The 24,213-nt window shown below is 39.3% G+C and carries 21 protein-coding genes and 1 pseudogene; 13 read left to right on the forward strand and 9 right to left on the reverse strand.

The genetic code is table 11. The features are described 5' to 3' along the window. Window positions 1-3 precede the first annotated feature (3 nt). The 8 genes from NST97_RS14315 to rhaB all read left to right on the forward strand — a co-directional run bounded on the left by NST97_RS14315 (window position 4) and on the right by rhaB (window position 9,979). A complete protein-coding gene (locus NST97_RS14315; RefSeq protein WP_130158497.1) occupies window positions 4-1,608 on the forward strand; it encodes a response regulator transcription factor in 1,605 nt (534 codons plus the stop codon). Window positions 1,609-1,889: 281 nt separating this feature from the next. Then, window positions 1,890-2,570: a ribulose-phosphate 3-epimerase gene (gene rpe / locus NST97_RS14320; protein WP_341343561.1), complete on the forward strand. Its 681-nt coding sequence runs from the start codon at window positions 1,890-1,892 to the stop codon at window positions 2,568-2,570. Between the two features lies 1 nt (window position 2,571). Next, window positions 2,572-3,507 carry a ribokinase gene (gene rbsK, locus NST97_RS14325; protein WP_341343375.1) on the forward strand — a complete coding sequence of 312 codons (936 nt, stop codon included), beginning with the start codon at window positions 2,572-2,574 and terminating at the stop codon, window positions 3,505-3,507. A 15-nt stretch (window positions 3,508-3,522) separates the two neighbouring features. After that, complete coding sequence (locus NST97_RS14330; RefSeq protein ID WP_063386513.1) at window positions 3,523-5,052, forward strand: sugar ABC transporter ATP-binding protein; 1,530 nt, start codon at window positions 3,523-3,525, stop codon at window positions 5,050-5,052. Continuing rightward, window positions 5,049-6,032, forward strand: coding sequence for an ABC transporter permease (locus NST97_RS14335; protein ID WP_063386514.1), 984 nt, complete (start codon window positions 5,049-5,051; stop codon window positions 6,030-6,032). The genes NST97_RS14330 and NST97_RS14335 overlap by 4 nt, the downstream gene beginning before the upstream one ends. 11 nt (window positions 6,033-6,043) lie before the next feature. Next, window positions 6,044-7,012, forward strand: coding sequence for an ABC transporter permease (locus tag NST97_RS14340; protein ID WP_341343376.1), 969 nt, complete (start codon window positions 6,044-6,046; stop codon window positions 7,010-7,012). Window positions 7,013-7,071: 59 nt separating this feature from the next. Next, window positions 7,072-8,121, forward strand: a complete 1,050-nt coding sequence (locus NST97_RS14345; RefSeq protein WP_144596905.1) for an autoinducer 2 ABC transporter substrate-binding protein — start codon at window positions 7,072-7,074, stop codon at window positions 8,119-8,121. 376 nt (window positions 8,122-8,497) lie between these two features. Continuing rightward, window positions 8,498-9,979, forward strand: coding sequence for a rhamnulokinase (gene rhaB / locus NST97_RS14350; RefSeq protein WP_339212175.1), 1,482 nt, complete (start codon window positions 8,498-8,500; stop codon window positions 9,977-9,979). Window positions 9,980-10,419: 440 nt separating this feature from the next. Here rhaB and NST97_RS14355 read toward each other — a convergent pair whose 3' ends face one another. The 7 genes from NST97_RS14355 to skfA form a co-directional block, all read right to left on the reverse strand. Next, entirely contained in the window at window positions 10,420-10,842 is a 423-nt protein-coding gene (locus NST97_RS14355) for a TlpA disulfide reductase family protein (RefSeq protein WP_094244947.1), read from the reverse strand. Between the two features lie 13 nt (window positions 10,843-10,855). Then, window positions 10,856-11,362, reverse strand: coding sequence for a HEAT repeat domain-containing protein (locus tag NST97_RS14360; RefSeq protein WP_063386519.1), 507 nt, complete (start codon window positions 11,360-11,362; stop codon window positions 10,856-10,858). A gap of 43 nt (window positions 11,363-11,405) precedes the next feature. Further along, a complete protein-coding gene (gene skfF / locus NST97_RS14365; protein WP_066250457.1) occupies window positions 11,406-12,854 on the reverse strand; it encodes a sporulation killing factor system integral membrane protein in 1,449 nt (482 codons plus the stop codon). Further along, window positions 12,847-13,569: an ABC transporter ATP-binding protein gene (locus tag NST97_RS14370; protein ID WP_066250460.1), complete on the reverse strand. Its 723-nt coding sequence runs from the start codon at window positions 13,567-13,569 to the stop codon at window positions 12,847-12,849. The genes skfF and NST97_RS14370 overlap by 8 nt, the downstream gene beginning before the upstream one ends. 15 nt (window positions 13,570-13,584) lie before the next feature. Beyond that, complete coding sequence (locus NST97_RS14375) at window positions 13,585-15,081, reverse strand: CPBP family intramembrane glutamic endopeptidase (RefSeq protein WP_066250462.1); 1,497 nt, start codon at window positions 15,079-15,081, stop codon at window positions 13,585-13,587. Beyond that, on the reverse strand, window positions 15,081-16,316 hold the full coding sequence (gene skfB, locus NST97_RS14380; protein WP_117017014.1) for a sporulation killing factor system radical SAM maturase: 1,236 nt from the start codon (window positions 16,314-16,316) through the stop codon (window positions 15,081-15,083). The genes NST97_RS14375 and skfB overlap by 1 nt, the downstream gene beginning before the upstream one ends. A 206-nt stretch (window positions 16,317-16,522) precedes the next feature. Continuing rightward, window positions 16,523-16,690 (reverse strand): sporulation killing factor, encoded by a 168-nt coding sequence (gene skfA, locus NST97_RS14385; protein ID WP_063386524.1) that lies wholly within the window; start codon window positions 16,688-16,690, stop codon window positions 16,523-16,525. A gap of 149 nt (window positions 16,691-16,839) precedes the next feature. Between skfA and NST97_RS14390 the strand changes: the two genes are divergently transcribed. The 3 genes and pseudogenes from NST97_RS14390 (at window position 16,840) to NST97_RS14400 (ending at window position 22,264) form a co-directional block, all read left to right on the forward strand. After that, on the forward strand, window positions 16,840-18,213 hold the full coding sequence (locus tag NST97_RS14390) for an IS1380-like element ISGsp2 family transposase (protein ID WP_044899598.1): 1,374 nt from the start codon (window positions 16,840-16,842) through the stop codon (window positions 18,211-18,213). 521 nt (window positions 18,214-18,734) lie between these two features. Further along, window positions 18,735-20,122 (forward strand): annotated as a pseudogene (gene pdxR, locus NST97_RS14395) (MocR-like pyridoxine biosynthesis transcription factor PdxR); the annotation flags it as partial. Window positions 20,123-21,052: 930 nt separating this feature from the next. Further along, window positions 21,053-22,264: an MFS transporter gene (locus NST97_RS14400; protein ID WP_066250471.1), complete on the forward strand. Its 1,212-nt coding sequence runs from the start codon at window positions 21,053-21,055 to the stop codon at window positions 22,262-22,264. Window positions 22,265-22,373: 109 nt separating this feature from the next. On the opposite strand, the gene NST97_RS14405 is transcribed toward NST97_RS14400, so the two are convergent. Further along, window positions 22,374-22,532: a hypothetical protein gene (locus tag NST97_RS14405; protein WP_201108560.1), complete on the reverse strand. Its 159-nt coding sequence runs from the start codon at window positions 22,530-22,532 to the stop codon at window positions 22,374-22,376. 40 nt (window positions 22,533-22,572) lie between these two features. Continuing rightward, on the reverse strand, window positions 22,573-22,848 hold the full coding sequence (locus NST97_RS14410) for a hypothetical protein (protein ID WP_341343377.1): 276 nt from the start codon (window positions 22,846-22,848) through the stop codon (window positions 22,573-22,575). 163 nt (window positions 22,849-23,011) lie between these two features. Here NST97_RS14410 and NST97_RS14415 point away from each other — a divergent pair, with 163 nt between their 5' ends. Both NST97_RS14415 and NST97_RS14420 read left to right on the forward strand, forming a co-directional pair. Next, entirely contained in the window at window positions 23,012-23,509 is a 498-nt protein-coding gene (locus NST97_RS14415; RefSeq protein ID WP_201108562.1) for a 2,4'-dihydroxyacetophenone dioxygenase family protein, read from the forward strand. A 177-nt stretch (window positions 23,510-23,686) separates the two neighbouring features. Further along, a complete protein-coding gene (locus tag NST97_RS14420) occupies window positions 23,687-24,115 on the forward strand; it encodes an SRPBCC family protein (RefSeq protein ID WP_341343378.1) in 429 nt (142 codons plus the stop codon). The last annotated feature ends 98 nt before the right edge of the window (window positions 24,116-24,213 follow it).

Here is a 24,213-nt window from a genome sequence, read left to right on the forward strand (position 1 = left end):
TTAATGATCACGGATCAGATAAAGGTTGTAATTGTCGATGACGAGCCGCGGATTAGACAGGGGCTTGAAAGACTAATTAAAAAGTTTAGGCCAAACTGGCACATTTGCGGGGTATTCTCAGACGGAGATGAAGCTTTTAGAGAAATTCATGAAAAAATTGGCGCCTTCGATCTTATATTTACCGATGTGCAAATGCCGGTTATAAACGGATTGGAATTAATTAGTCTACTGAAAGAAAAAGGGTATAACTTTTATTCCATTATTGTCAGCGGGTATGATGATTTTAAATATGTCCAGACAGCGCTGCGGGAAGGGGCAATTGATTACATTTTAAAACCGATAGATCGAGAGAATTTTGAATCCCACTTACAAAAAGTAGAGGAGCTTATAGTAACTGACAAGAAAAACAAAAGACTAATCGAAGAGGCTGAAGAAATTCAAACAAAATTGACGTATGAAAAGCAAATCCAATTATTAAGCGATACAACGGCAGTTGAAAATATGGATGTGTCGTATTTGGACTGGACACGTGATTTTCCAGATGGAAAGTATAACTTGCTTTATATCGGTATAGATAATGCGTTTTCTAGAAACGGCTTCGAAAATAAGGATGAATGGAAGAAATGGGATGTCACCATCAAAGAATCGATTCGAAAATCGTTTATGCAGGAACGCAATTGGATTTGGAAAAACAACCAATATTCGTATTGGGTGCTTATTTATAACGGGGAAGAAGCGAAAATTGAACAAAGCTGTTTGTCGCTCAAAACAACCATTCAGAGGACAACGCCTTTTACGGCATCGATTGCTTTAGGACAGCCATTTGTGGATTTATCAATGTTAGTGGATGTGAAGAACGAGCTGCGAGAGGCAATGAAATATAGGATGATTCAAGGAGGGAATAAGCTTTTTAAAACGGAATCTTTAAAGCACCTTACCTATAATAAGATTACGGATGTTCCGCCGGCAGTGTACAAATGGGCTGAACAAACGGTTGAAGCAATGAAATATGAAGAGCAAAATGCTTTAACAGCAATCAACTCATTTTTTGACGAGCTTAAAAAAATGACCTCACCTTTTTTGCTTCAAGAATCAGTTCGTTATTTGTGCATCCGGGTCATAAACCAATGGATACAGGATGATGGGATTAGCGAGCTTCCTACACTGCTTAGCGAGGCGTTTTCGATTACGGATGAACCGGCTTCCTTTTCTGTTTTGAGACAGGAAATGATTAACTGGATCATGAAAATTAGAAAAATGAGAGAATATTATCGGAAAAATACAAGTGACCCAATTGTTAAAGCAAAAGAATGGATTCATTCTAATCTTGGCGAAAATATTACCATTAAACGTATTGCGGAACATGTTCATTTAAACCCAACCTACTTTTGCGAATACTTTAAAAATCAGACAGGAGAAACAGTTCTGGATTATGTAACGAATGCGAGAATTCAAAAGGCGAAACAATTATTGGCTGCTACGGAAATGAAAATTTATGATATAGCTGTTCATGTCGGATATCAAGATGCAAAATATTTCAGCAGATTATTCAAACAATGGACCGGCTTATTACCGTCGCAATACAGGGAAAAACGGGGGAGCTTTTAAAAGGACGCACTGAAGGCGTTGAAAACTGATCGTTGAAATACAAAGATACTTGAAACCTTTTTAAAAGAACGTACTGAAGACGGTTGGCACATACCGAACTTTGTATCGGCAGCTGTGCTGAATTTGTTTCCAGTACGTTTTTTATTTTTTTAAAATTTACTGAATATTGTCACACCAATCCGAATTTTACCCCCTATCCATAAGTAAGCGATTTCATTAATATGTTTATAAAAAGATAACACTTGAATTTATCTGTGAAAACGGGGGAATTTTCAGTGACGATGATAGGACCGTCGCTAATGTGTGCAGACATGGGAAATTTAAAAAGGGATGTGCAAGAACTTGATCAGGCCGGGGTCGATTTTTTTCACATTGACATTATGGACGGTTCGTTTGTTCCGAATTTTACGATGGGGCCGGATATGGTCAACGTCATCCGTGCGGCAACGGATAAGCCGTTAGATATTCATCTCATGATTATGAGGCCGGAGGAGCATATAAATTTATTCGCTGATGCCGGTGCGGATATGATTTCGGTTCATATTGAATCAACTATTCACTTGCAGCGCGTTTTGCAAACGATCAAATCTAAAGGCATAAAAGCGGGAGTGGCCTTAAACCCCTCCACTCCAATTGAATCGATTGAATATGTGAAGGATGTGATTGATTATGTCACATTGATGACAGTGAACCCCGGTTTTGCCGGTCAAAAATTCATACCGACGATGTATAACAAAATCAAGAAACTTCATCAATTGATTGAAAAAGAAAGCTACAATATATTGATTCAAGTTGACGGCAATATAGGTTATGAAACGATCCCAAAGGTTTTGGAAAATGGAGCAAAAATGCTCGTTTGCGGCACATCCAGCTTGTTTAAATCCAAAGGGTCTCTTCATGATGCTGTTATTCATCTTCGTCAATTTATTGAAGGAACAGCCAAGGTAAAAACGGGGGATTAATATGTCTTCAATTACAGTAGTTGGCAGCATTAATATGGACATTGTTGCGATGACAGACAAATATCCGAGCCATGGTGAGACAGTTTTCGGGAACAGCATGGTTTTGTTTAGTGGAGGAAAAGGCGCCAACCAAGCAACAGCTTGTGCAAAGCTTGGAAAAAAAGTTTATTTGATTGGTGCGATCGGAGAAGATGCTTTTGCCGCCGAACTAACAAAAAGACTAGTGCAAAACCGTGTCGACACGACATTAATCAAAATTGTGCCGAACGTTCCTACAGGCAGCGCCTTAATTACAGTTGATTCATCAGCTGAAAACACAATGCTCGTGATAAAAGGCGCAAATGATTCATTAACCGCTGAAGATATATTGGAAAGGATCCATACAATTGAGGACAGCAAGGTGCTTCTCATTCAAATGGAAATACCTGTTGAAGCCGTTATCCAGGCGATGAAAGCAGCAAAACGAAAAGGGATGTTTGTTATATTAGATCCGGCTCCTGCAGAAGGCATAGTACTCGAGGCTCTCCAGTATGCCGACATTATAACGCCGAATTTACAGGAAACCTATACATTGACAGGCATTAAAGCTGATTCAGAAGAAAGCGCAATCAAAGCAGCAGAGCATTTCCACCTTCATTTTGGAATGAAAAAGAGCATTATTAAAATGGGCGGAAGCGGTCTTTTGCTTTATGATGAAGGCAAGACTTTATTCATACCGCCGTTAAAGGTAAAAGCTATTGATACGGTTGGAGCTGGAGATTCCTTTGCCGGGGCTCTTGCATGCGCAATTGCTGATGGAAAAACATTAGAGGAAGCTGCCAAATTTGCTGTTATTGTTTCCGGCATCAAAGTAACTAGAAAGGGTGCGCAAGACGGCATTCCGACACTTGAGGAAGTAAAGCAATATTGTAAAGAAAATGGAATAACAACTGGTTAGAAATAAGGTGATAGCATGAGTGAATACTTGCTTCAAATGTTAAATATCAGCAAAACATTTCCTGGTGTAAAAGCATTAGATGACGTGAAGCTTGAAGTAAAGAAAGGGGAAGTTCATGCCCTTATTGGAGAAAACGGCGCCGGTAAATCCACACTCATAAAAATACTAGCTGGAGTTTATCAGCCTGATCCAGGAGCCCAGTTTTTCTTTGAAGGAAAGGAAGCAAAAATACGAAGACCAATTGATGCCACTATGCGCGGCATATCAATTATTTACCAGGACTTAAGCTTATTTCCGAATTTATCGGTAGCAGAAAACATTTATATAGGAAGAGACAGCGATAAGCATTCTTGGAAAAAAGTTGATTGGGCTCTTATGGAAAAAACGGCCAAAAAGGCTTTAAAAGAGCTTGATTTTGAGATTGATGTTTCAACACCGGTAGAAAAACTGAGCATAGCCCAGCAGCAGATGGTCGAAATAGCGAGGGCGCTTGCGTTTGATGCGAAATTAATCGTCATGGATGAGCCGACATCATCACTTTCCGCCGGTGAAGTAGAGAAGCTGTACGAAGTTATATTTTCTTTGAAAAAAAGAGGGATTTCAATTATTTTTGTAAGCCATAAATTAAAAGAACTTTTTACAGTTTCTGATCGATTCACCGTTCTAAGAGATGGCAAATATGTCGGTACGTATCATGCAAATGAATTAACAGAAGAAAAACTAATTACGTTAATGGTTGGCCGGAAAATTTTATATGAAAAAAATAAAGAAAAGGCAGCCTCAGGCAAAACATTGCTTGAAGTAAGAAACCTTGCGAAAGAAGGAAATTTCAAAGATATTTCATTTGAACTGAGGGAAGGAGAGGTTCTTGGAATTACAGGGCTTGTAGGCTCTGGTCGCACCGAGCTGGCGCAAGCTATTTTTGGCATTAATCGTCCTTACAAAGGGGACATCATCATTAACGGTCAAAAGACTGTGATCAAGTCTTCAGAAGAGGCAGTAAAAAAAGGAATTGCTTATATTCCTGAAAGCCGGAAGACGCAAGGGCTTATTTTAAGACAATCAATCATTAATAATATTTCGCTTCCTGTGTTGAAAAAATTAAAAAATAAATTTTTGCTGATTAATCGAAGAAAAGAAATAGAATTAGCTGAGCATTATATACAATCATTAGATGTCAGACCGCCGCTGCCATACAGGGCTGCCGGCGATTTGTCAGGCGGAAATCAACAAAAGGTAGTCATAGGAAAGTGGCTGTCAACAAATCCTAAAATTTTGATTATCGATGAGCCGACTAACGGAATTGACATCGGTGCCAAGTCAGAAATCCATAAGCTTTTAAGAGGATTAGCGGCAAATGGAATGGGAATCATTGTGATTTCTTCTGAACTTCCTGAGGTGCTTGCTGTTAGCGATCGCATTATCGTTATGCGCCATGGACGAATTGCAGGCGAACTCGGGATTCATGAAGCGACACAGGAAAGCATCATGAACCTTGCATTGCTTGGGCAAAAGGGTAAGGTCCGCGAGGAGGCACAATTATGAAAGCGTTTTTAAAATCAAAAGAAATGAGCGTTGCTGTCATTATTTTACTTCTATGCATCATATTGGCCTTCATTAGCCCGGTATTTTTAACAGCAGATAATTTGTTGGATGTTGTGAAAGGAAATGCAGTATTAGGCATTTTGGCTATTGGAATGACGCTTGTCATCATTACAGGGGGGATTGATGTATCTGTTGCAGCAGTGACAAGCGCGGTATGTGTCGTTTTGGGCAAGACGATGATGTTTTTGCCTGATAGCCCACTGACCATTGTGTTAATTTTTGTCATTGCTCCGCTTTTCGGAGTGCTGTTAGGCTCCATCAATGGAATTTTAGTTGCAAAAATTCAAATTCCGGCGATTGTCGTTACTTTAGGGATGATGAGTATTATTAACGGACTTGTTCTGTATATTACAAACGGCCAATACTTGAACAGCAGCAACTTCCCAACTGTTTTCTTGAAATTTTCGAATTTCTCTGTTTTTGGAATATCCATTATTATTTGGCTTTTTATCATTACAGCAGCTTTGACATGGTACATTCTTAAATACACATTAATCGGCCGCGAAGTAATGGCTATTGGCGGAAACAAAGAATCGGCTGTCCGAGTCGGAATTAACTACAGCAAAGTTCAAATATTTGTTTTTTCTTATATGGGCTTTTTAGCAGGGATTGCTGCGATTGCTCAAACTTCTTATACAAAAGCGGTAGATCCGAACGGAATGCTTGGCTTGGAATTAATGGTTATTGCTGCAGTGGTGCTGGGAGGAGCCAATATAATGGGAGGACGCGGAACAATATTTGGAACGATATTAGGTGTTCTTCTGCTAGGAATTATACAAAATGGATTAATATTAGCGAAAATTGATACTTTCTGGCAAAAGGTTTTTACAGGGGCAATTATATTAATCGCTGTATCATATGACCATATTCAATATAAACGCTCGCAAAAGCAGCTTTCAAAAATTGAAGTGGAAGCATAAGGGGGGAGAGGATGAAACAGGTTACGCTTTCAAAAGAAAATATACTCGGACTCATTGCCATCGGTCTATTTGTTTTGATGAGCATAAGTGTTCCGGGATTTTTATCAAGCAATAACTTGACAAATATGATGTTTCAGCTGCCTGAGTTCGGTTTGTTTGCTTTAGCCATGATGGTGGTGATCGTAACAGGCGGAATCGATTTGTCGATCACGTATACGGCAGCGCTGGCAGGGGTAGCAATTGCGATATTATCAAGCAATGGATATCCGATGATCATTGCGATTTTAGGAGGCATTGCAGTTGGACTTCTTTGCGGTTTTATGAATGGATTTATTATAGCCAAGATCGGAGTATCACCGATTCTTGTAACACTTGGGACAATGGTATTGTTTGAAGGGCTTATTCTCAGCATTACAAAAGGAAATTCAATATCCGGATTCAGCCCTGAGTACACGCTGATTGGAAATGGTTATTATCTGGGGCTCATTCCGCTTTCGATTATAATCTTTCTCTTTGTCGCTATTTTGACTTCCGTACTGCTGAATAAAACAGTATGGGGAAGATCAGTTTATATGGTTGGAAGCAATCCGGTTGCATCCTTGTTTTCAGGGGTTAATAACAGCAAGGTTTTAATGAAGGTGTATTTATATAGTGCTTTGTTAGCAGCAATTGCTTCTATCATCATGACATCAAGATATAACACAGTAAAAGTTGATCTTGGATCATCCTATTTATTGCAAAGCGTTGCAGCAGCCGTTCTTGGCGGTACTGAAATCCAAGGAGGCTATGGGAAAGTGATCGGCACGTTATATGCAGTTATGATTTTTCAAATGATATCCAGCGGCTTAATTCTAATGGGAGTGCCGAGACCGATTGTGACAGTGATTATGGGGGTTATTTTAATCGCGGTGTTAATTATTAACTTTATTAAAGTAAAGGCTGATGAAAACAAGCAAAAAAAGCTTGCAGAAACAGCATAATGACTTTTCTTTAATTGGTTAAAAGATTTATAAACTATAAATTTACAAGGAGGAAAAGTATGAAAAAAATTGCAGGTTTATTTGTCGCTTTATTGCTTGTATTTGGTCTTCTTGCAGGATGTGTTTCTCAGCAGGGTGCAGGGGGGAATTCAAATTCATCTAAAGATGGAAAAGATGAGGCTGGCGGGGGCGATGGAAAAATCAAAATTGCTGTTGTTCCTAAACTAATTGGCATTCCTTATTTCAATGCATCTGAAAAAGGAGCAATTCAAGCGGGAAAAGATCTTGGAGTCGAAGTGATTTATACAGGTCCGACAGAGGCAGATGCTGCCCAGCAGGTTAAGGTGATTGAAGATTTAATTAGTCAAGATGTGGATGTAATTGCTGTTGCACCGAATGATGCAGCTGCATTATCGCCTGTATTACAAAAAGCGAAGGATAAAGGAATTATCGTGATGGACTGGGATACACCAGCAGATCAATCTTTAGTTGAACTTTCTGTCCACCAAATTGATGACGAAGCTTATGGCCGTCATATCGCAAAATCATTAGTTGAACAAATGGGGACTGAAGAAGGGGAAATTGCCATTCTCACAGGTGGTCTTGCGGCAGCAAACTTAAATTCATGGATCGATGCAGCGAAGAAGGAACTTGAAGAAAATTATCCAGGAATAAAGCTAGTAACAGATAAAATTGCGACTGATGAAAAGCAGCAAGTGGCATACCAAAAAACGCTGGATTTAATTAAATCATATCCGAACCTTAAAGGGATTATGGCATTTTCAACTCCTGCTCCTCTTGGCGCAGCTCAAGCTATTCAAGAGAAAGGTCTTCAAGACAAAATCGCTGTTGTCGGAACAGCACTTCCGAAGGATTCAGCTCCATTTTTAGAGGATGGCTCATTAGATGTAGCAATCCTTTGGGAGCCTGACAAATTAGGATATTTGACAGTCGCTTTAGCTAAAGATCTTGTTGATGGCAAAAAGCCTGAAAACGGCCAAAATATAGATGGTGTAGGAGAAGTGGAAGTTTGGGAGGATGGTAAAACGGTCATTATGGGACCGCCTACAGACTTCACAAAGGATAATGCTAAAGACTATGACTTTTAATTTTCGTTAAAGAGATTACCCCTCTCACATTTTTGCAATTGGAGAGGGGTTTCGTTATTTTAGAAAGTATTGCTATTTTTGCGGGCCCGGTAAGTTCTTTGCCTTGCAATAAAAAAGTGAAGGCTAAAATATCAATATTTTTATTGGCAGGAAACGTAAAGAGATTTTTCTTGCTTTGTGGAAAGGGAAAACTTTTTTAATGGTTACTGCCAATGAATTTTTTGAAGAATGGAAGAAAAGTTGTTTGCAAATGTTTACTCAGATTTTGACCTGCTGCATGAGCAGCAAGAAAATGTCTAGTTATGGAACGCTATCCTAATTTTTAAGCGAAACATTTAGCAGCTTCATAGATTGTGTGAATTTTAGGAGGGATAAAATGACACATATCGCAGTTGACATCGGTGCATCAAGCGGACGGCTTGTCATAGGGGATATAAAAAATGGGAAATTGACAATTGAAGAAATACACCGATTTGCCAATGGTTTTACGGAACGAAATGGAACGTATTATTGGGATATTGATCATTTGCTGACGGAAATTGTAAAGGGATTGGCATATGCCAAAACATTGGGAGTGAAAAGGTGTACACTTGGAATCGATACTTGGGCTACAGATTATGTGCTGGTCGATCAAGAAGGAAAAAGGGTGCAAGAGGTCATAGCATACAGAGATAAAAGAACAGAACGGACGATTGAGAAGATTACGAAGCATATTTCCAAAAAAGATATATATGAAAAAACAGGCATTCAGTTTTTATCCTTCAACACCTTATACCAGTTATATGAAGAAAAAAAAGAAAATCTTGAAAAAACGAAAATGATTATGACAGTTCCTGATTACTTAGGATACAAACTGACTGGATGTGCAGTGACGGAAGTGACAAGCGCATCTTGTACTCAGCTTTTAAACGTGAAAGAAAAAGATTTTGATCAAGATTTGCTTCAGCTGCTGTCAATTGAGCGTGAGCAGTTTCCGCCGTTTTCTTACCCCGGGGACATGCTCGGATATGTCAGAAACGAATATTTTCCTGATTACGATCTGCCCGAAACAAAAGTGATTATAGTTGGTTCTCATGATACAGCTTCCGCAGTTGCAGGAGTACCTGCTGCTGAAAAAAATTGGGCGTATTTAAGCAGCGGAACTTGGTCTTTGATTGGGATTGAATCGGATGCGCCAATCATTACGGAAAAATCATTATTTTACAATTATACAAATGAGTGGGGAGTGTTTGGGACATACCGTTTTTTAAAAAATATTATGGGCATGTGGATTATTCAAGAAGTGAGAAGACATTTAACGAAAGATTACAATTTTGTCCAAATGGTTGATGAGGCAAGAAAGGCGCCTCCATGCAAACAATTTATCAATTTTAACGATCAGCGATTTTTTAATCCGGACAATATGGTAGAAGAAATTCAGAAATATTGCAGGGAAACGCTTCAGCCTGTGCCGCAATCAGCAGGAGAAATTGCGAGATGTGTATTTACAAATCTGGCTATACTATATTCCTTGTCAATGGATGAAATTGAAAGTATATCGGGCAGAACAATCGATTCATTATATATTGTCGGAGGCGGCTCGCAAAATGATTTCATAAACGAAATGACCGCTGCTGTAAGCGGAAAAACGGTTTTTGCCGGTCCCTCTGAAGCAACGGCTGTAGGAAATATTTTAATTCAGCTAATAGCGGAGAAAAAGCTTGCAAATTTACAGGAAGGACGGAATCTAGTCTTGAACTCTTTTTCTATTAAGCGTTTTGATCCAAGAGAAAGCGGAAACGATGCATTAAAAGAACAATTTAAACAAGCTGTTTTCTCCTGGATATGTACAGAGTACCGGCTCCATAAGAAAAATTGATCATAACACAATAACTCATAGTGCCTATGTTACATCAGGAATGAGCGGCGCTCCAATTTGTGTTCACCAGCAATTGGAATGCATTATCATTAAAAAGTACATCGAGTTGGGGAATAGCATTTCCAACAGCCTCAAAAAATTTCATTTAAACTTAGGGGCGCAAAATGAAACAGAATATGGAAAGGTTCCTTTTGATGGTCTTAATAGATTAGCTGCCGTTTTATCGGATCATGTACAATAAAAGAGATTTTAGAATAAAGACACTATTCCAAAAGGCAAATAAATGAACTTCAAAAGGAACCAAAAAAATTTTTCTCTCAATTTATTGCTCCAAGAAAAATGTTAACGGAATGTTGAACATAAATTTTAATAGAGAAATATTTAAAAAGGTAAACCGATTCTTTTTACAGTGAAAAAGTCAAGAAAAAAGCGGTAAGACTTTACTTTAGCTGTTTAATTTTTTTCATCATTTTGTGAAAACCTTCCTCTCCCATTGTTAATAATTCTTTCTTCATTTGTTGATTGACTAGGCAAAAAGCAGGGATTCCTTGAATACCAAAAGATTGTGCGATTGCATAGTTTTGATCTAAAACTACAGGAATTGTAATCTTTTTTTCCTCTACTCGTGTTTTCACAAGCTCCAACGCTTTCTCTTCAGCTGTATAAGGTACATGAACGGCAATGACATGAAAGGTTTCAAGATTAACTGTTTCTTCTAATAACTGATCCGTTAATTCACTGCAATACGGGCAGCTAATTGACCAAAAATAAAACAAAAGCCGATTGGATGATGGGAAATCATGGCCGTTTTTTGGAACGTTCAGCCACGGCAAGTCTTTTGTCATTGTTTGTATTAAATCCATGTGCTGTTCCTCCTCATTGATCCTTTAGTTGCATAGCGATAATTTTACCAATTGCTTCCTCCGCGGCAAAAGGACTGACCATTCCGGACGGCTTATCCAGTTCTTCTTTTAGACACTTCAACATAAGAGGTTCAATTTTAGACGGATCGATCAAGGAGATTGCCCATGATGCCCAAAAACGCGGTTTTCCTTCTGTATTTCGTGCAACTTCAACGAGGGCGTTCAGACTGTGATGTCCGATTCTCATTAAGGATAAAGCAGCTGACATTCTTATATCTTCGTCGTCATCTTTTAAAAGCGAAGCGAGTTCGGGAACTGCTTCCTTTGCATCTGCACCAAATTCCCCCAGCACAACGGATGAAATCATTCGGAGGGATTTCTCATCTTTTAAGGCTTTTATGAGTATTGGGACAGCGGCTTTTCCCGTTTTTTTTAGCTCTTTCACTCCTTGAAATACCGTTGCTTCATCGCTGCTTTTTAGTTTCGTTAAGGCTTGAGAGATTATTTCATTTGAACTCATGAAAATTCATCTCCTTAAGAAAAAGTATTAAATCCCTTCTGATTCAACGTTCATATTGATAGAAAGATAAGAATAAAATCGTGCTTAACACGATCATGAAAAGAGGCAGCCAATAGAAAAGAAGGTTTTTGAAAAGAAAAAACAAAAGGATGTAACAAAGGGTGCTCCCCATACAAATGAAAGCAAAATTTTTATAGTATGAAATCAGGCTGAGAGAGGGGTCTTTTTTATATGTTCTAACAAATGCCGCCCAGCGGATGGAAAGCATGAGCATGTATCCTCCAAGCCCGTACAAACTAAATGAAAGGAAATCTGTAAAAGCAGTGTTGAAATGGAAATGCCACATACCCACGCAATAAAGATAAAATAGAAAGATCCAAGCGGTATTCGATCCTTCCAGCAGCAATGCTTTTTTCCATAGTTTTCCCGGCAGCAAAAAAAGATCTCCAGACTTTGCATGTCTAATTAATCCTGAATAGTAGGAACTGCTGAAAAAAGCTCCGATTGTAAAAACGACCAAAATATAAAACCAATAAATGTTTTTTGCAATGAAAACGGGAACTAAGATGAGAAGAACAAACAAATGAGTAGCATGAAAAAAAATGTATTTCTTGGCAAGCAATATTTCGAGCCAAAGGAAAGAAAAAATACCGTTTAATCCTTTCAGCCCCCACCATGTGTGCATCTCTTTCAGGCTGTTTTTAAAAAAATCGGTTTGATGATCTTGAAACTCCGCCCAAAAATCAGCTTCTTTTACCAATTTTTCTTTGCATTCCGATTTTTTCGTTGTTATTCGAATAATCATGAACGAAAGGGCGATCATGATTAGAAAGGCAAGAAACCCTTGCAGCAAAAAGCTGTTTGTAAATAAATAGCCGATAAAGCCGATATGGTAGCTAATATACTTCTGCCAAATCAATTCATTGGCTTGAAAAAAAGAACCATAGAGAGCAATACCATATATAACGGTGAGAATGAAGGCAACAAAGGAGAAAGCAATTTTTGTTCCTTTTACAGTTCTGGCACAGGACATAGCCATTATCCATGATTCTAATAAAACAATGAGACAAAGTAATCGGATTGATTGTGCTGTTAACCGGCCAAATGGATTTCCTGCCAAAAAATAAACGGCATCAGCTGTGATTCCTGAGAGAAGACAGAGCAGCCCTTTCCAAGACAATCGCCATAATAATATGGAATAAGCGATTTTAGTGAAAGAATAAGGGGCGGTATAAAGCCATATGACGTCTTGCATGAGCCCAGGTATGCGGTTGGAAAGCAGCCCAAAAATGGTCATGACAATAAAAATTCCTGAGCAAATCCATCCTGTATAGGCAATGTCCCAACTTCTGGAATTAGCCCCCCATTCAAGTTGAAACAGAAAAAACCATATAAATAAAACAAAAATGAACAGAAAGAATTTTATCCCGTGTTTTTGGCTATCGATTTCTCTTTTCGCTTGAAGGAACAAAAATGACCAAATATTAATCATTTGACCAATCCCCTAAACTGCGTATGACTTCTTGCTTCCAGGCTGGATATTCTTCGTTGTTTTTTGGTACGGCCATTTCTTTTACAATACGGCCTTCTCGAATTAATAACACTCTGTTAGCTGTTTCCAATACAAATTCGAGGCTGTGGGTGGATATGAGAATGGCGCTATGATGTTTTGATTTACGGACAAGCCAGTTGGCAAGCCATTGTTTGGAAGAAATATCCAAACCGATTGTTGGTTCATCCAATATATATATAGAAGCGTTTTGTATAATGGCGCCAGCCAAAATAACCCTTTGCTTTTGTCCCCTTGACAATTGCCCGCTTAATCGATCCGCCAACGATTCAATATTTACCTCTTTTAAAGCTTCATAAACTTTTTTTTGAAGGTCTTTTTTTTCAACTTTGAAGGCTCTGGCGCGAAATTGCAAATGTTCCGCTACGGTTAAGGTAGGGTACAAATATGGGTGATCCGGAATTAGCGAAGCGGATTGCTGCGCTTCAACCGTACCAGGGGTATGCCCCGCAATTTTGATCGTCCCATCATCAGGGGTGTATAATCCAGCGAGACACCTAATGGTTGTTGTTTTACCTGCCCCGTTTGGCCCTAATAAGGCTACGATTTCTCCTGAATGAACGGAAAAAGTTATATCTTCTACACCATCGCCGTTACGATATTTTTTCTTCAAATTGGTTACTTGGATGATCTTCATGCCTCTCCTCCATTGTTATACTGAGGGTTGTTTGAAGGTTTCACTGGCCTTCAATTTTTTCTGGAAAGTGTAATCCCAAAGCGGCTTCATGACAAGAATAAAATTATAAATAAAATGAATGGTTAAGGAGGACAGAAAACCGAACTGGATGAAAAAGAATCCCAGTATAATGCCAAAGATTACTAATTGGATCCATCTGATCCATCTGGGATGAAATCCTGTTCCTTGGTGCATAATGGCCCATAGAATGGAGGAAATGATGATCGCCAAAGCCCAATTGCCGCTCAACCACCATATCGTCGGAATGATCAACAAACGGTAGACTGTTTCCTCTGCAATGGAGCTTTGCAGGCCGATGCTTAATCCTTGTTTAAATGTAAAGCCTGACAAGTAAATGGTACGATTGGACAACTCGGGAGAAATTCGCAGCCAATTTTTCTCTTCCAGCCATGAAAAAATTGCTGAAAAAAAACCTAAGCAGCCGATGCCGACACTTAAGCCGACGAAAAACTGCCATACAGCATTATCAAAAAAAGCTATTTGGAGAACATTACTCAAAGAGTGCCCTGCCAATGAACATATATATACGACGAAACCTGTGGCCAATCCTGCTAAAATTGCCGATAAGATTCCAAGAGCATAAACCGTTTTTATGCTGAGGCGGGAATCATAAGTATTGACGATGCTCAGTTGAATGTCTTCTTTTATTGTTATGATGTTACAAAAGAATAGAACCGCCCCCAGCAAGATGCTTGCAGTGATGCCGGCATTTTGGCGAAGGTTGATAAGGATGATGATCGCTGCAATAACGGCCAGGCATGACGCTAATACTCCCGTCATATTTAAGGTAGATTCCATTTGCTCTTTCTTAACCGCTGTTTCGATGTCTTCTGTCAATATCTCTTGTTCTGAACCGATATAGAATATTTGCCCGTTATGGATTTCAACCGTTATTTTCATTCTTACTGGTTGAGATTCGGCAATATACCAGTACGTTTCAATATTTTCCAAGTCTTCTTCTTTTCTGCCTGCACCTGTGAATTGAGATGCAGCCCATAATCCATTATCTGAGACGGCAAGCTCTTTTTTTAATTGTTCCGGAGAGGAAAAAGCGCCTTTATGTTTCGCCATTTCTTTCTTTGACAGGTTCGCGGTGTAAAACGTAATTTCTCCATTTGAATTGATGCCAATGATGACTGATCGGTTTTCTCGAACGAATCTAATTCTCCATGATTCGACTAAACCCCAATGATATAAAATATGGCGAACTTTGTTTAACAATCCTAGGTGATGCAGCATATTGACGGTATTTCGGTCGTACCAATACATCGCATAAAAATCCCAATCTGATACATCAATGCCGGAATACCGTTTAATGAATTGCACTGCCAATTCCCGAGCTTCTTTTTTATGTAATAATAGCGATTCGTACGTTTTTGGTTTGAATTTGTAAAACAGAAAGGTTCCTGCAATAGGAAGGATGATCCATAATAAATGGATGATGGTCGTCATCATGGTTTAACCTCAGCTTCTTTTTGAATGGTAAAAGGCAAATCGGCTTCAGGTAATTCTATCTTTCCTATACATCTACATTGTTTAGCAAGTCGCTTCGCTTGCATTAGCCTTTCCGGTGAACCGATCTCCTGCATGCTGTTTTTTAAGACGTTTCCAAGGGATGTATCTTCAATTTGACAAGGTGTAACTTGTCCATCCGCACGAATATACCATGACAAAAATCCCGGCGTGCAGAAATCTGTAAGACTATCATTTTGATGGTGGTCTTCCCAATCCATAATAATGATTTGATCACTCCATCTTTTTTTGGCGTCTGCCAACTGCTGCTTTACTTTCTCCTTCATTTCGCTTGTCATGTCTTGATATTCAGATGCTCTGCCTACGGGAATAGTTTGACCCGCACGAAATACAACTGCGCCAACTTCCACCGATTTTTCGATTACTTCATAAACTTCTTTGTAGTTGAGTTGGTTAACAGTCATAGCAATGAGGACGGGAACCGATGATTGAGCAAAACGTTCGGCATTTTTCAAGCTTTCGGAAAATCCTCCTTCTCTCCCTCTTAACTTGTCATGGGTGCTGCTGTTTCCATCTATACTTATTTGGACACTGACATTTCCCAAGTGGCTGATCAGTTCAATCTCATCGTCGCGCCAATTTAGGCCATTGCTAAAAAGGTTGACGTTCGTAAATAAAGAACTGGCTGTGGCAATGATTTTCAAGAAATTTTTTGTTAGCTTTGCTTCTCCGCCTGTAATGGTGATGTCAGCTACACCGTGAGATGCGAGTTTTTGCAACACTTTTATCCATTGGGAAGATGATAGTTCATCTGGATACGGTTTTCCTGAGCTTGCATAACAGAAAGGACACTTCAAATTGCACATATTTGTTAATTGAAGGGTGCAGCTGATTGGCAAATAGTACTCTGTAGATCCGGTGATCATCAAAGGGTGATTTAGCAGGCCTTTTTTCCACGCTGATGTAAATGGATGTGAATCTAGCTCGTTATTTAATTCTTCCTCACTTACCTTTTCTTTTGAAAGAATCTCCCAAATTCTTGCCGTTTTTTGAACACTGTTATTTTTGGCAAGCATTAAGGCTAATTCTGTTCCCCTGCCGCTAAGTCTAAAATAGAACATGCTTTTTCTGTCAAGCAAAATGGCCCCATGAGGTTGGAAGTGGATCGCAAATTCTGGTGAAGTGTTAGTTGCCGTTTCTAACAATTTTGACATAAAATCCTCCCTCTATAAATGTTGATATATCAATGGTTGTAGCCGTTTTAAGGGGTGTCAAAAAATTTTTTTCGACACGTTTTCTAACTTTGTTTCTCAAATCTGTATATATATGACATTGAATGGGTGCGCTTCACTGCCACTACTCCTTTATTTTAGGGAGCAGTTAAAAAACTGCTCCATTGCAATCCTTTTGAATATAATGGTTATAGCAGGCGCATTGCCGGATGTGGGAGCCAGCAGACTCTAGTCATCGAGATACTTTTTGAGGCCCAGCAGCTCATACATCCAGCCGCTTTCACAATCGAGGTGCCTGCTGGCTTTTTCAGTTCCTTGATAGCTGTTGGCTCCCACTGTTTTTTTTGCTTCTCCATAATCCCATCTCCTTCCAATTAAAAATGGTCATTATTGGAATAAAATATAACTGCCTGAATCCGTGACAAAACATCTTTACAATGGTCGCAAACCGTTGATACGATAAGGGAAAACGACGTTGACGATTCTTCATCAAGTAGGTGATGTGATGAAAGATTTCCCGATTCGGTTTGTATTGACAGATGAAGCGATTACCCCAAGTGCTGGGCTTGCTCTCGTTGGCTACTTACTCCATCGAACGAAACTGGATAAACGGGTAAACGCACTTCGGCTTCCAACGGTTCGTCGAGAAGTGCACATTTCCCATAGCGATGTCATTCGCTCGATGATTGGCTTGCTTGCCACAGGAAAAACGGATTTCGATCATATCGAAGCGTATCGTCAGGACGATATCTTTTCGGCATCGATGGGGATTCAGCACGTGCCTTCCTCTCCAACCTTGCGACAACGACTCGATCAGCTCGCTTGTCTTCCGATGACCGAAACGATTCTTTGGGAGGAGTCCATACGTCTGTTGATTCAACGACATGCCACTTTGTCCCCTTGTTGGACCAAAGGAAAGACGACATGGCTTCCCCTTGATATAGATGGTTCCCCATTTGACAACTCCGATACGAAAAAAGAAGGAGTCAGTCGAACGTATAAAGGATTTGACGGTTTTACACCGTTGTTTGCGTATGCAGGGAAGGAAGGGTATCTCGTTCATGCCGAGTTGCGTCCAGGGAAACAACATGTGCAAGACAACATGCCCTCGTTTTTAGTCACCGCTATCCGTCGAGCTCGTCAACTGACTTCATCTCGTCTGCTTGTTCGCATGGATGCAGGAAACGATGCAGAAGCGAATGTGCACGTATGCCTAAAGGAAGACGTGGACTTTGTCATCAAGCGAAACTTACGCCGAGAATCGAAAGCGCTTTGGTTCCAGATCGCTTCGCAAAAGGGCAAACGTGTCGATGATGGACAAAGCGAAGGAGTACAAACCTATGAGCTATGCCTTCCACAGAAGGCAGCGATCGATGGAAACACGTATACGTACGTTCAAGTCACCCAAGTGACGGAACGGACGATGGAACGCAATGGACAGCTGATGCTCGTTCCTGATTATGAAGTGGAAAGCTATTGGGTGCGGCTCAAAGGATACGAGCATGTTCGAATGAGCGATGTGCTCGCGTTGTATCATGACCATGCGACATGCGAACAGTTTCATAGCGAACTGAAGAGCGACTTAGATTTAGAGCGGCTTCCATCTGGGAAGATGAAAACGAATGCGCTCGTGTTGGTCATGGGAGCCTTCGTTTACAATCTTCTTCGTCTGATTGGACAAGATCTATTAAGCGATCCGAGACATCCGTTGCACCACAAAGTGAAACGCCGCCGCATCAAGACGATTATTCAGACGGTGATCACGATGGCAGGGCGACTCGTCCGTCGATCACGACAGATCTGGATGAAACTGACGCGAAGGAGTGGCTATAGCGAGCCCCTACTGAACGTCTATCAGAAATGGAGAGAGGCAAGATAACGAACGAATGTTCGGGCACTGATGTCCAACGTCACTCCCTGTGCTTTTTTGTCTATTTTTTTGGTTCGTATACCTAAAAAAGAGATTTGTTCCATTTTCGGAAATAGAGATGACATAGGTCATAAGCATAAAAGGGGTTTTATGGATTATCAATCCATCAAAATTACAACAAAATCAAAGTCGATTTCAATTCATCACGGATTCAGGTAACTGTTTAAAATTTAGCATAGCGATAATGTCGAAGTAAGAAATAAATTGTCATTTTGTTATAATTTTTTGAAAATTTAATATAAAGATTTCATAACAGCTTGTATTGGTGCAAGAGCTGTTTATTATTGATACAAGTTTCACGCTTATTAGCCTTTTGATACAGGATGTCCGTAAGGCTAGCCACCCAATCTTTTTCCCAGTATATACTTATTTTCCAATCATATCCTTTTAAAACGATCATGTTAAAATGGTAGAATAATAGTCAATTTTTATAAATTTTTATAGTACCAATTTGCAATAGGAGGGCAAGCATGCTTTGGCTATCGATTGATCGGACGCTGGACGTCCCTTTAATACGGCAAGTTTACGAGCAAATTCGAACAAAAATATTGAACGGCGAGCTTGCGGCTGGAGAGTGTCTTCCGCCTACTCGTGAATTAGCTTCCAATTTAGGGGTTTCAAGAAATGTCATTTTAGAAGCTTATGAGCAATTGCTGGCAGAAGGATATATCGAAACACGGCCAGGTTCCGGAACATTTGTAGCTGAAGGAGCATACTTGCATCAGCAGGAAAAAACGGATAGTCAATCGTTTTTAGAAAGGCAGCAAATAAAAGAAGAAATTAACGATATCATAGATTTTCGTTCAGGCATCCCAGCTTTAAATATGTTTCCAAGACAAAAATGGGGGCAAATGGCTAAACAAGTTTGTGCAGAAACTGCCCATTCTATTTTGGGTTATGATAATCCCGAAGGCAGAATCGAGCTTCGTTATGTTTTGTCTCAATATTTAAAGAGAACGAGAGGAGTGGAATGTCACCCAGATCAACTAGTGATAACTTCTGGAGCAACACAAGCCTTTTCTCTTCTAGCAAAATTGCTTCTTTCACCGGGAGATGAAGTAATTGTTGAAGATCCTATTACAAAAGAAATTCAAACCATTTTTTCTTTATCCGGTGCAGTCATTTGTCCTGTTCCTGTTGACGAACAGGGGATGAAAATGGATTTGCTTCCTTCGGATAGAAAACCGAGCTTTATATTTGTTACACCGTCCCACCAATTTCCACTTGGAGGAACACTGCCAATACAGCGGCGAATCCAGTTAATTCAATTTGCTAGAAAAGTTGATTGCTATATTGTTGAGGATGATTATGACAGCGAATTTCGTCATCAAGGGGCGCCGATTCATTCCCTTCAAGGACTTGACCCAAACAGAGTGATATACATCGGAACCTTCAGCAAAATATTATCGCCTGCTTTAAGGCTGGGATATTTAATACTTCCGCCGGCATTAATTAAACGCTGTCAGGACTTAAAATGGTTTACAGATCTCCATACCCCGTCATTGGAGCAGCTGACGCTTGCCCGTTTCATTGATGAAAGGCATTTAGAGCGCCGCATCAGGAAAATGAAAAAAATATATAAAGCGCGGCGTGACTATGTAAAAAAATGTTTGACTGAACAATTTGGCGACACAGTTAAAATTTTTGGCGATTCCACCGGTTTGCATTTAGTCGCAGAATTTCAAAACATCGTGTTTTTAATCAAGTAGTAAATGAAATAATGAAGAAGCATAAAGTGAAAATTTATCCTGTAGAAGTTCATGCTATTCAAAAAGGAATCCATCAAAACAAAATTATTTTAGGATATGGAAATTTAACAAAAGAAGAAATTGCGGAAGGCATTTTTAGATTAAGGCAGGGAGGTGTTCATCGTGGGGCATCTAAACGTTTGATGAAGATGAAAACATGTAGGATATTCATTTTAAGTGTCGATAATAAAATTGTCCAAACATGCCCATGAAACGATAATATTGACCAAATACAAAATTTGATGAGAGCGCTGTTTATGGAGGTAAGTTTGCTGGGACTTTAAGTCATGCAGGGTTTTAATCAAACGTTTGTTTAAGGGGTTAAACTCTCTCACAACTTTGAGGGGGTTTTTTTATGTGCTAAAAATTCGTTTCAAATGAATCAATTTCAGAGGATACTATTTCATCAAATGAATTATCATAGACAGCCCCCGAACAAAACGGGGAAAAAGTTGGTATCATGCAAAACCACATGTATTTTGCCCTTTTGAGTTTTCGCTGGATCTTCAAATTCTAAGCGAATACATTTTACTTCAAGTAGAATGAAAGACAGCGGATCTTAAAGCATGCCGGATAGTGCGTCTGCTAAGTTTAAATGCCTGTATTGATTATAATATACGTTAGTTTTTATGTCGATGGCACATCATTTTGCTTTCATTCGTACCGCCTATGCCGAGTTTCTTTTTCAACGCTCGGATTTTTTCCTCAGGCTCTCGGTCGGGATTTCTGTTTTTTCCCTTTTCAGCATTATGTTGCCTGCATTGAATTTAAATTTTTATTTGATTTGTTTGATGTTATAAGATATTATAAATCTGTAAAAAAGCGGAAGGATGATGGTTTGGATATGACTAACTAATTCTATCTTTAAGCTGCATTTTTAAGGAAGCGAATATATTTTCTGGATAGGATTAGTATGTGTTTGAAAATGCTAAATACAAATCACCGCAGTATGCCTGTAGAATAAACCTGCTGTCCAGAAAACAGAATAGCAGGTTTTCTATGTGCTTGAAATAGACCGGAAGAAAGCGTAGGTACTCACTATGTCAATGTCTCAGTGGAGAAAAATGATTATTTTAATGATTAACATGTTTATAACTATTGGAAGCTTCGGCATTATTATCCCCATATTGCCTGCTTATTTGGAGTCCATTGGTCAAGGCGGTACGGCAGCTGGTTTAATGGTCGCAATATTTGCAGGAGCCCAGCTTGTGTTTTCTCCAATTGCAGGGAAATGGACAGATCAGTATGGCCGGAAAAAAATGATTGTTTTAGGATTAATCGGTTTAACTGTTTCTATGTTTATCTTTTACGCATTTGATTCCATTTGGTGGCTGTACGCTTCGCGTGTAGTCGGAGGGATAGGCTCCGCGCTTCTGGTACCCGCTATTTTTGCTTATATTGCCGATATTACGACAATTGAGCAGCGGGCTAAAGGCAATAGTTTCATATCAGCAGCCATGTCGCTTGGGATTGTAATAGGACCAGGGGTTGGCGGTTTCTTTGCTGATTTTGGGTTGAAAATGCCTTTTCTTGTTGCAACGATCGTCTCTTTAGCTGCTGTTATTTTTTCATTAACAGTTTTAAAAGAAAGTGTTGAACAACAACATACCCCGGAACAAAAAACGCAAATCAATGATGAGCCGATGTTAAAAAAATTGGTTTCGTCCGCTCATAAGCCGTATTTTATGCTGTTGATTATTACTCTTGTTATGAGCTTTGGTTTAATGGCTTATGAATCTGTCATCGGGTTATATATGGATGATCAGTTTGGGGCAACACCGCAAGAAATTGCTTGGATGGTTACATTAACTGGACTGATAAGTGTGATTGTGCAGTTGTTTGTGGTCGATAAGCTTGTCGGCCGCTTTGGGGAAGGAGCCGTTTTAAATTTCTTTTTAGGCGTAGTTGCAATTGGATTTTTCCTTTCATTGTTTGCCGACAGCTATTCTCTGTTTTTTGTCATCACCCTCTTGATTTTTCTTGCAACATCCATCTTACGTCCTGTTTTGAACACTCTTATTTCAAAGATGGCTGGAAATGAACAAGGCTTTGCCATGGGGTTAAACAACGCCTATATGAGTATAGGAAATATATTGGGGCCGATGTTGGCGGGAATATTATATGATATTCAAATTTTGTATCCTTTCATTTTAGGATGCATTTTATTAGTGTTTACACTTTTTATTACTGTCTTTTGGCAAAACAAGTCATTGAAAAATACGAAACTGGCCAAATCCAAGTCGTCTAGTTAACGCTAAGAACTGTTGTTATTTCTCACCTTTTTTAGACCGAAGTGACAAGATGAATAGGCTTGTAAAAATCTATTCTCGTTGGGAAAATTGATTCCAACCCGTAACTTTTTTAAACAGTGCGGGAATGGATCATTTGCTGGCGCCGAAGTTCAATTGAAGCAGTCGTACAAGGAAAATAAAGCGCGATCGCTTGGGCGTTTACGGATTTTTGGACAGCCTCTTTAATCAAAGGCTGTCCTTTTTTTGTATTTTGGCATGCCATTCGCATGAAACGTATTCGACCAGCTTGAAATAATTGGTATTAGAAATTAGTTAGATAGCTTAAACTGTTGAACGAACCCGTTGAGCTCTTCTGACAGATTTGCCAACTTCATGGAATTTACTGAAATATCCTCCATCGAGCTGTTCGTCTGTTCGGATGCGGCAGATGTTTGTTCAATTCCTGCTGCAGACTGTTCAGCTAAAGAAATCCGCACAACATTTTTGCTTTCACCTCTGTTTTGATCTTTATTTTTGCATATGCCCATAAAGCAGGGGAGAAAATGAACTAAATGAAATGATAAAGATGAATAATTTTTATTCATATTAGATTATAACCAAATATGTTAATTATTGTAAATTTTAGCAGTACCTTTCCTTCTTCTAGACTAAAAAGAATTTGTCATATTTGGATGAAGAAATCATATACATTTAGTGAATTTTTTCACCTTGTTTTAAAAGAAAAATAAAAAGGTGCGGGGGGATATTGTGGATCATTATGTACAGGTGGAAAAAAGAATAGATGTGAGACGAGACCAATTTGCGCTTTCTGAAGGTTATATCCATTCTTCTTTAGAAACTTCGCCATGGGTCCCGTTTGTAGAAAACGTCTGGATACGCCATTTGTCTTTTGATATTCGCAGCAATACTTCCGTCAATGTTCTTCGGGTTGGATCTGGCGGCACGCTTGGCAGGCATCGCCACCGCGGTCCTGTCACTGGTTATGTGATTAAAGGAAGCTGGTATTACAAAGAATACGACTGGATCGCAAAACCGGGAGATTTTATTCGCGAAAGTCCGGGCAGGACACATACACTCGTTTCCGACGAAGGGATGGAAACTGTGTTTCATTTAAACGGACCGCTTGAATTTCTCGATGATCAAGACCGTATCATTGAAACGGTAGATGTATTTTGGTTTATCGATCATTACTTAACTTATTGCGAGAAAAATAATTTGCCCATTAATAAAGATTTGTTTTTATGATCCTTTGAAACTGATGTAAAAAATGACAGCGTTTACAAAGGTACAGAACCGTTCTAGTTCGGAACGGTTTTTTTCATTTATATCTAAGAATTTCTATTTCATGAGTCAGTGCATTTGACATAATACCTTGTGGTTTCATATAATTTGAAACTAAATGATGTAAAAAGGAGCAAGACTATGGAAAAAAATCATCAAAATCCATTACAAGACATTCATCAATCAATTGTATTAGAAGCCTTAATTGAAAAAGTTTGGGAGACGGCGGCTACGTCAGAGGGGATTGCGTCATGGTTCATGCCAAATGATTTTCAGCCAAAGCTGGGACATGAATTCCATCTGCAATCTCCTTTCGGGCCGTCTCCATGTAAAGTGGTAGAACTTGAACCGCCTTACCGCCTCTCTTTCACATGGGATACAGAAGGCTGGGTTGTTTCTTTTATTTTGAAGGATTTAGGGGATAAAACTGAATTTACTCTTATTCACAGCGGATGGAAGCATCCTGACGATGTGCTGCCTAAAGTAAATGAAAAAAGCTCTGTTGTTCGTGAACGGATGAATCATGGCTGGATGAACATTTTAAAAAAATTGCAAAAGGTTGTGGAATAACAAAAAATTCATTTACGTTTTCAGATCCAGCTCGAGGAAATAACTTGGAGGAAAAGAAAACAGCAAAAAAATTAGGGAGATGATGATCTCCCCAATGC

This window comes from Aeribacillus sp. FSL K6-1305 (assembly GCF_038050115.1).
Taxonomy (GTDB): domain Bacteria; phylum Bacillota; class Bacilli; order Bacillales; family Aeribacillaceae; genus Aeribacillus; species Aeribacillus composti.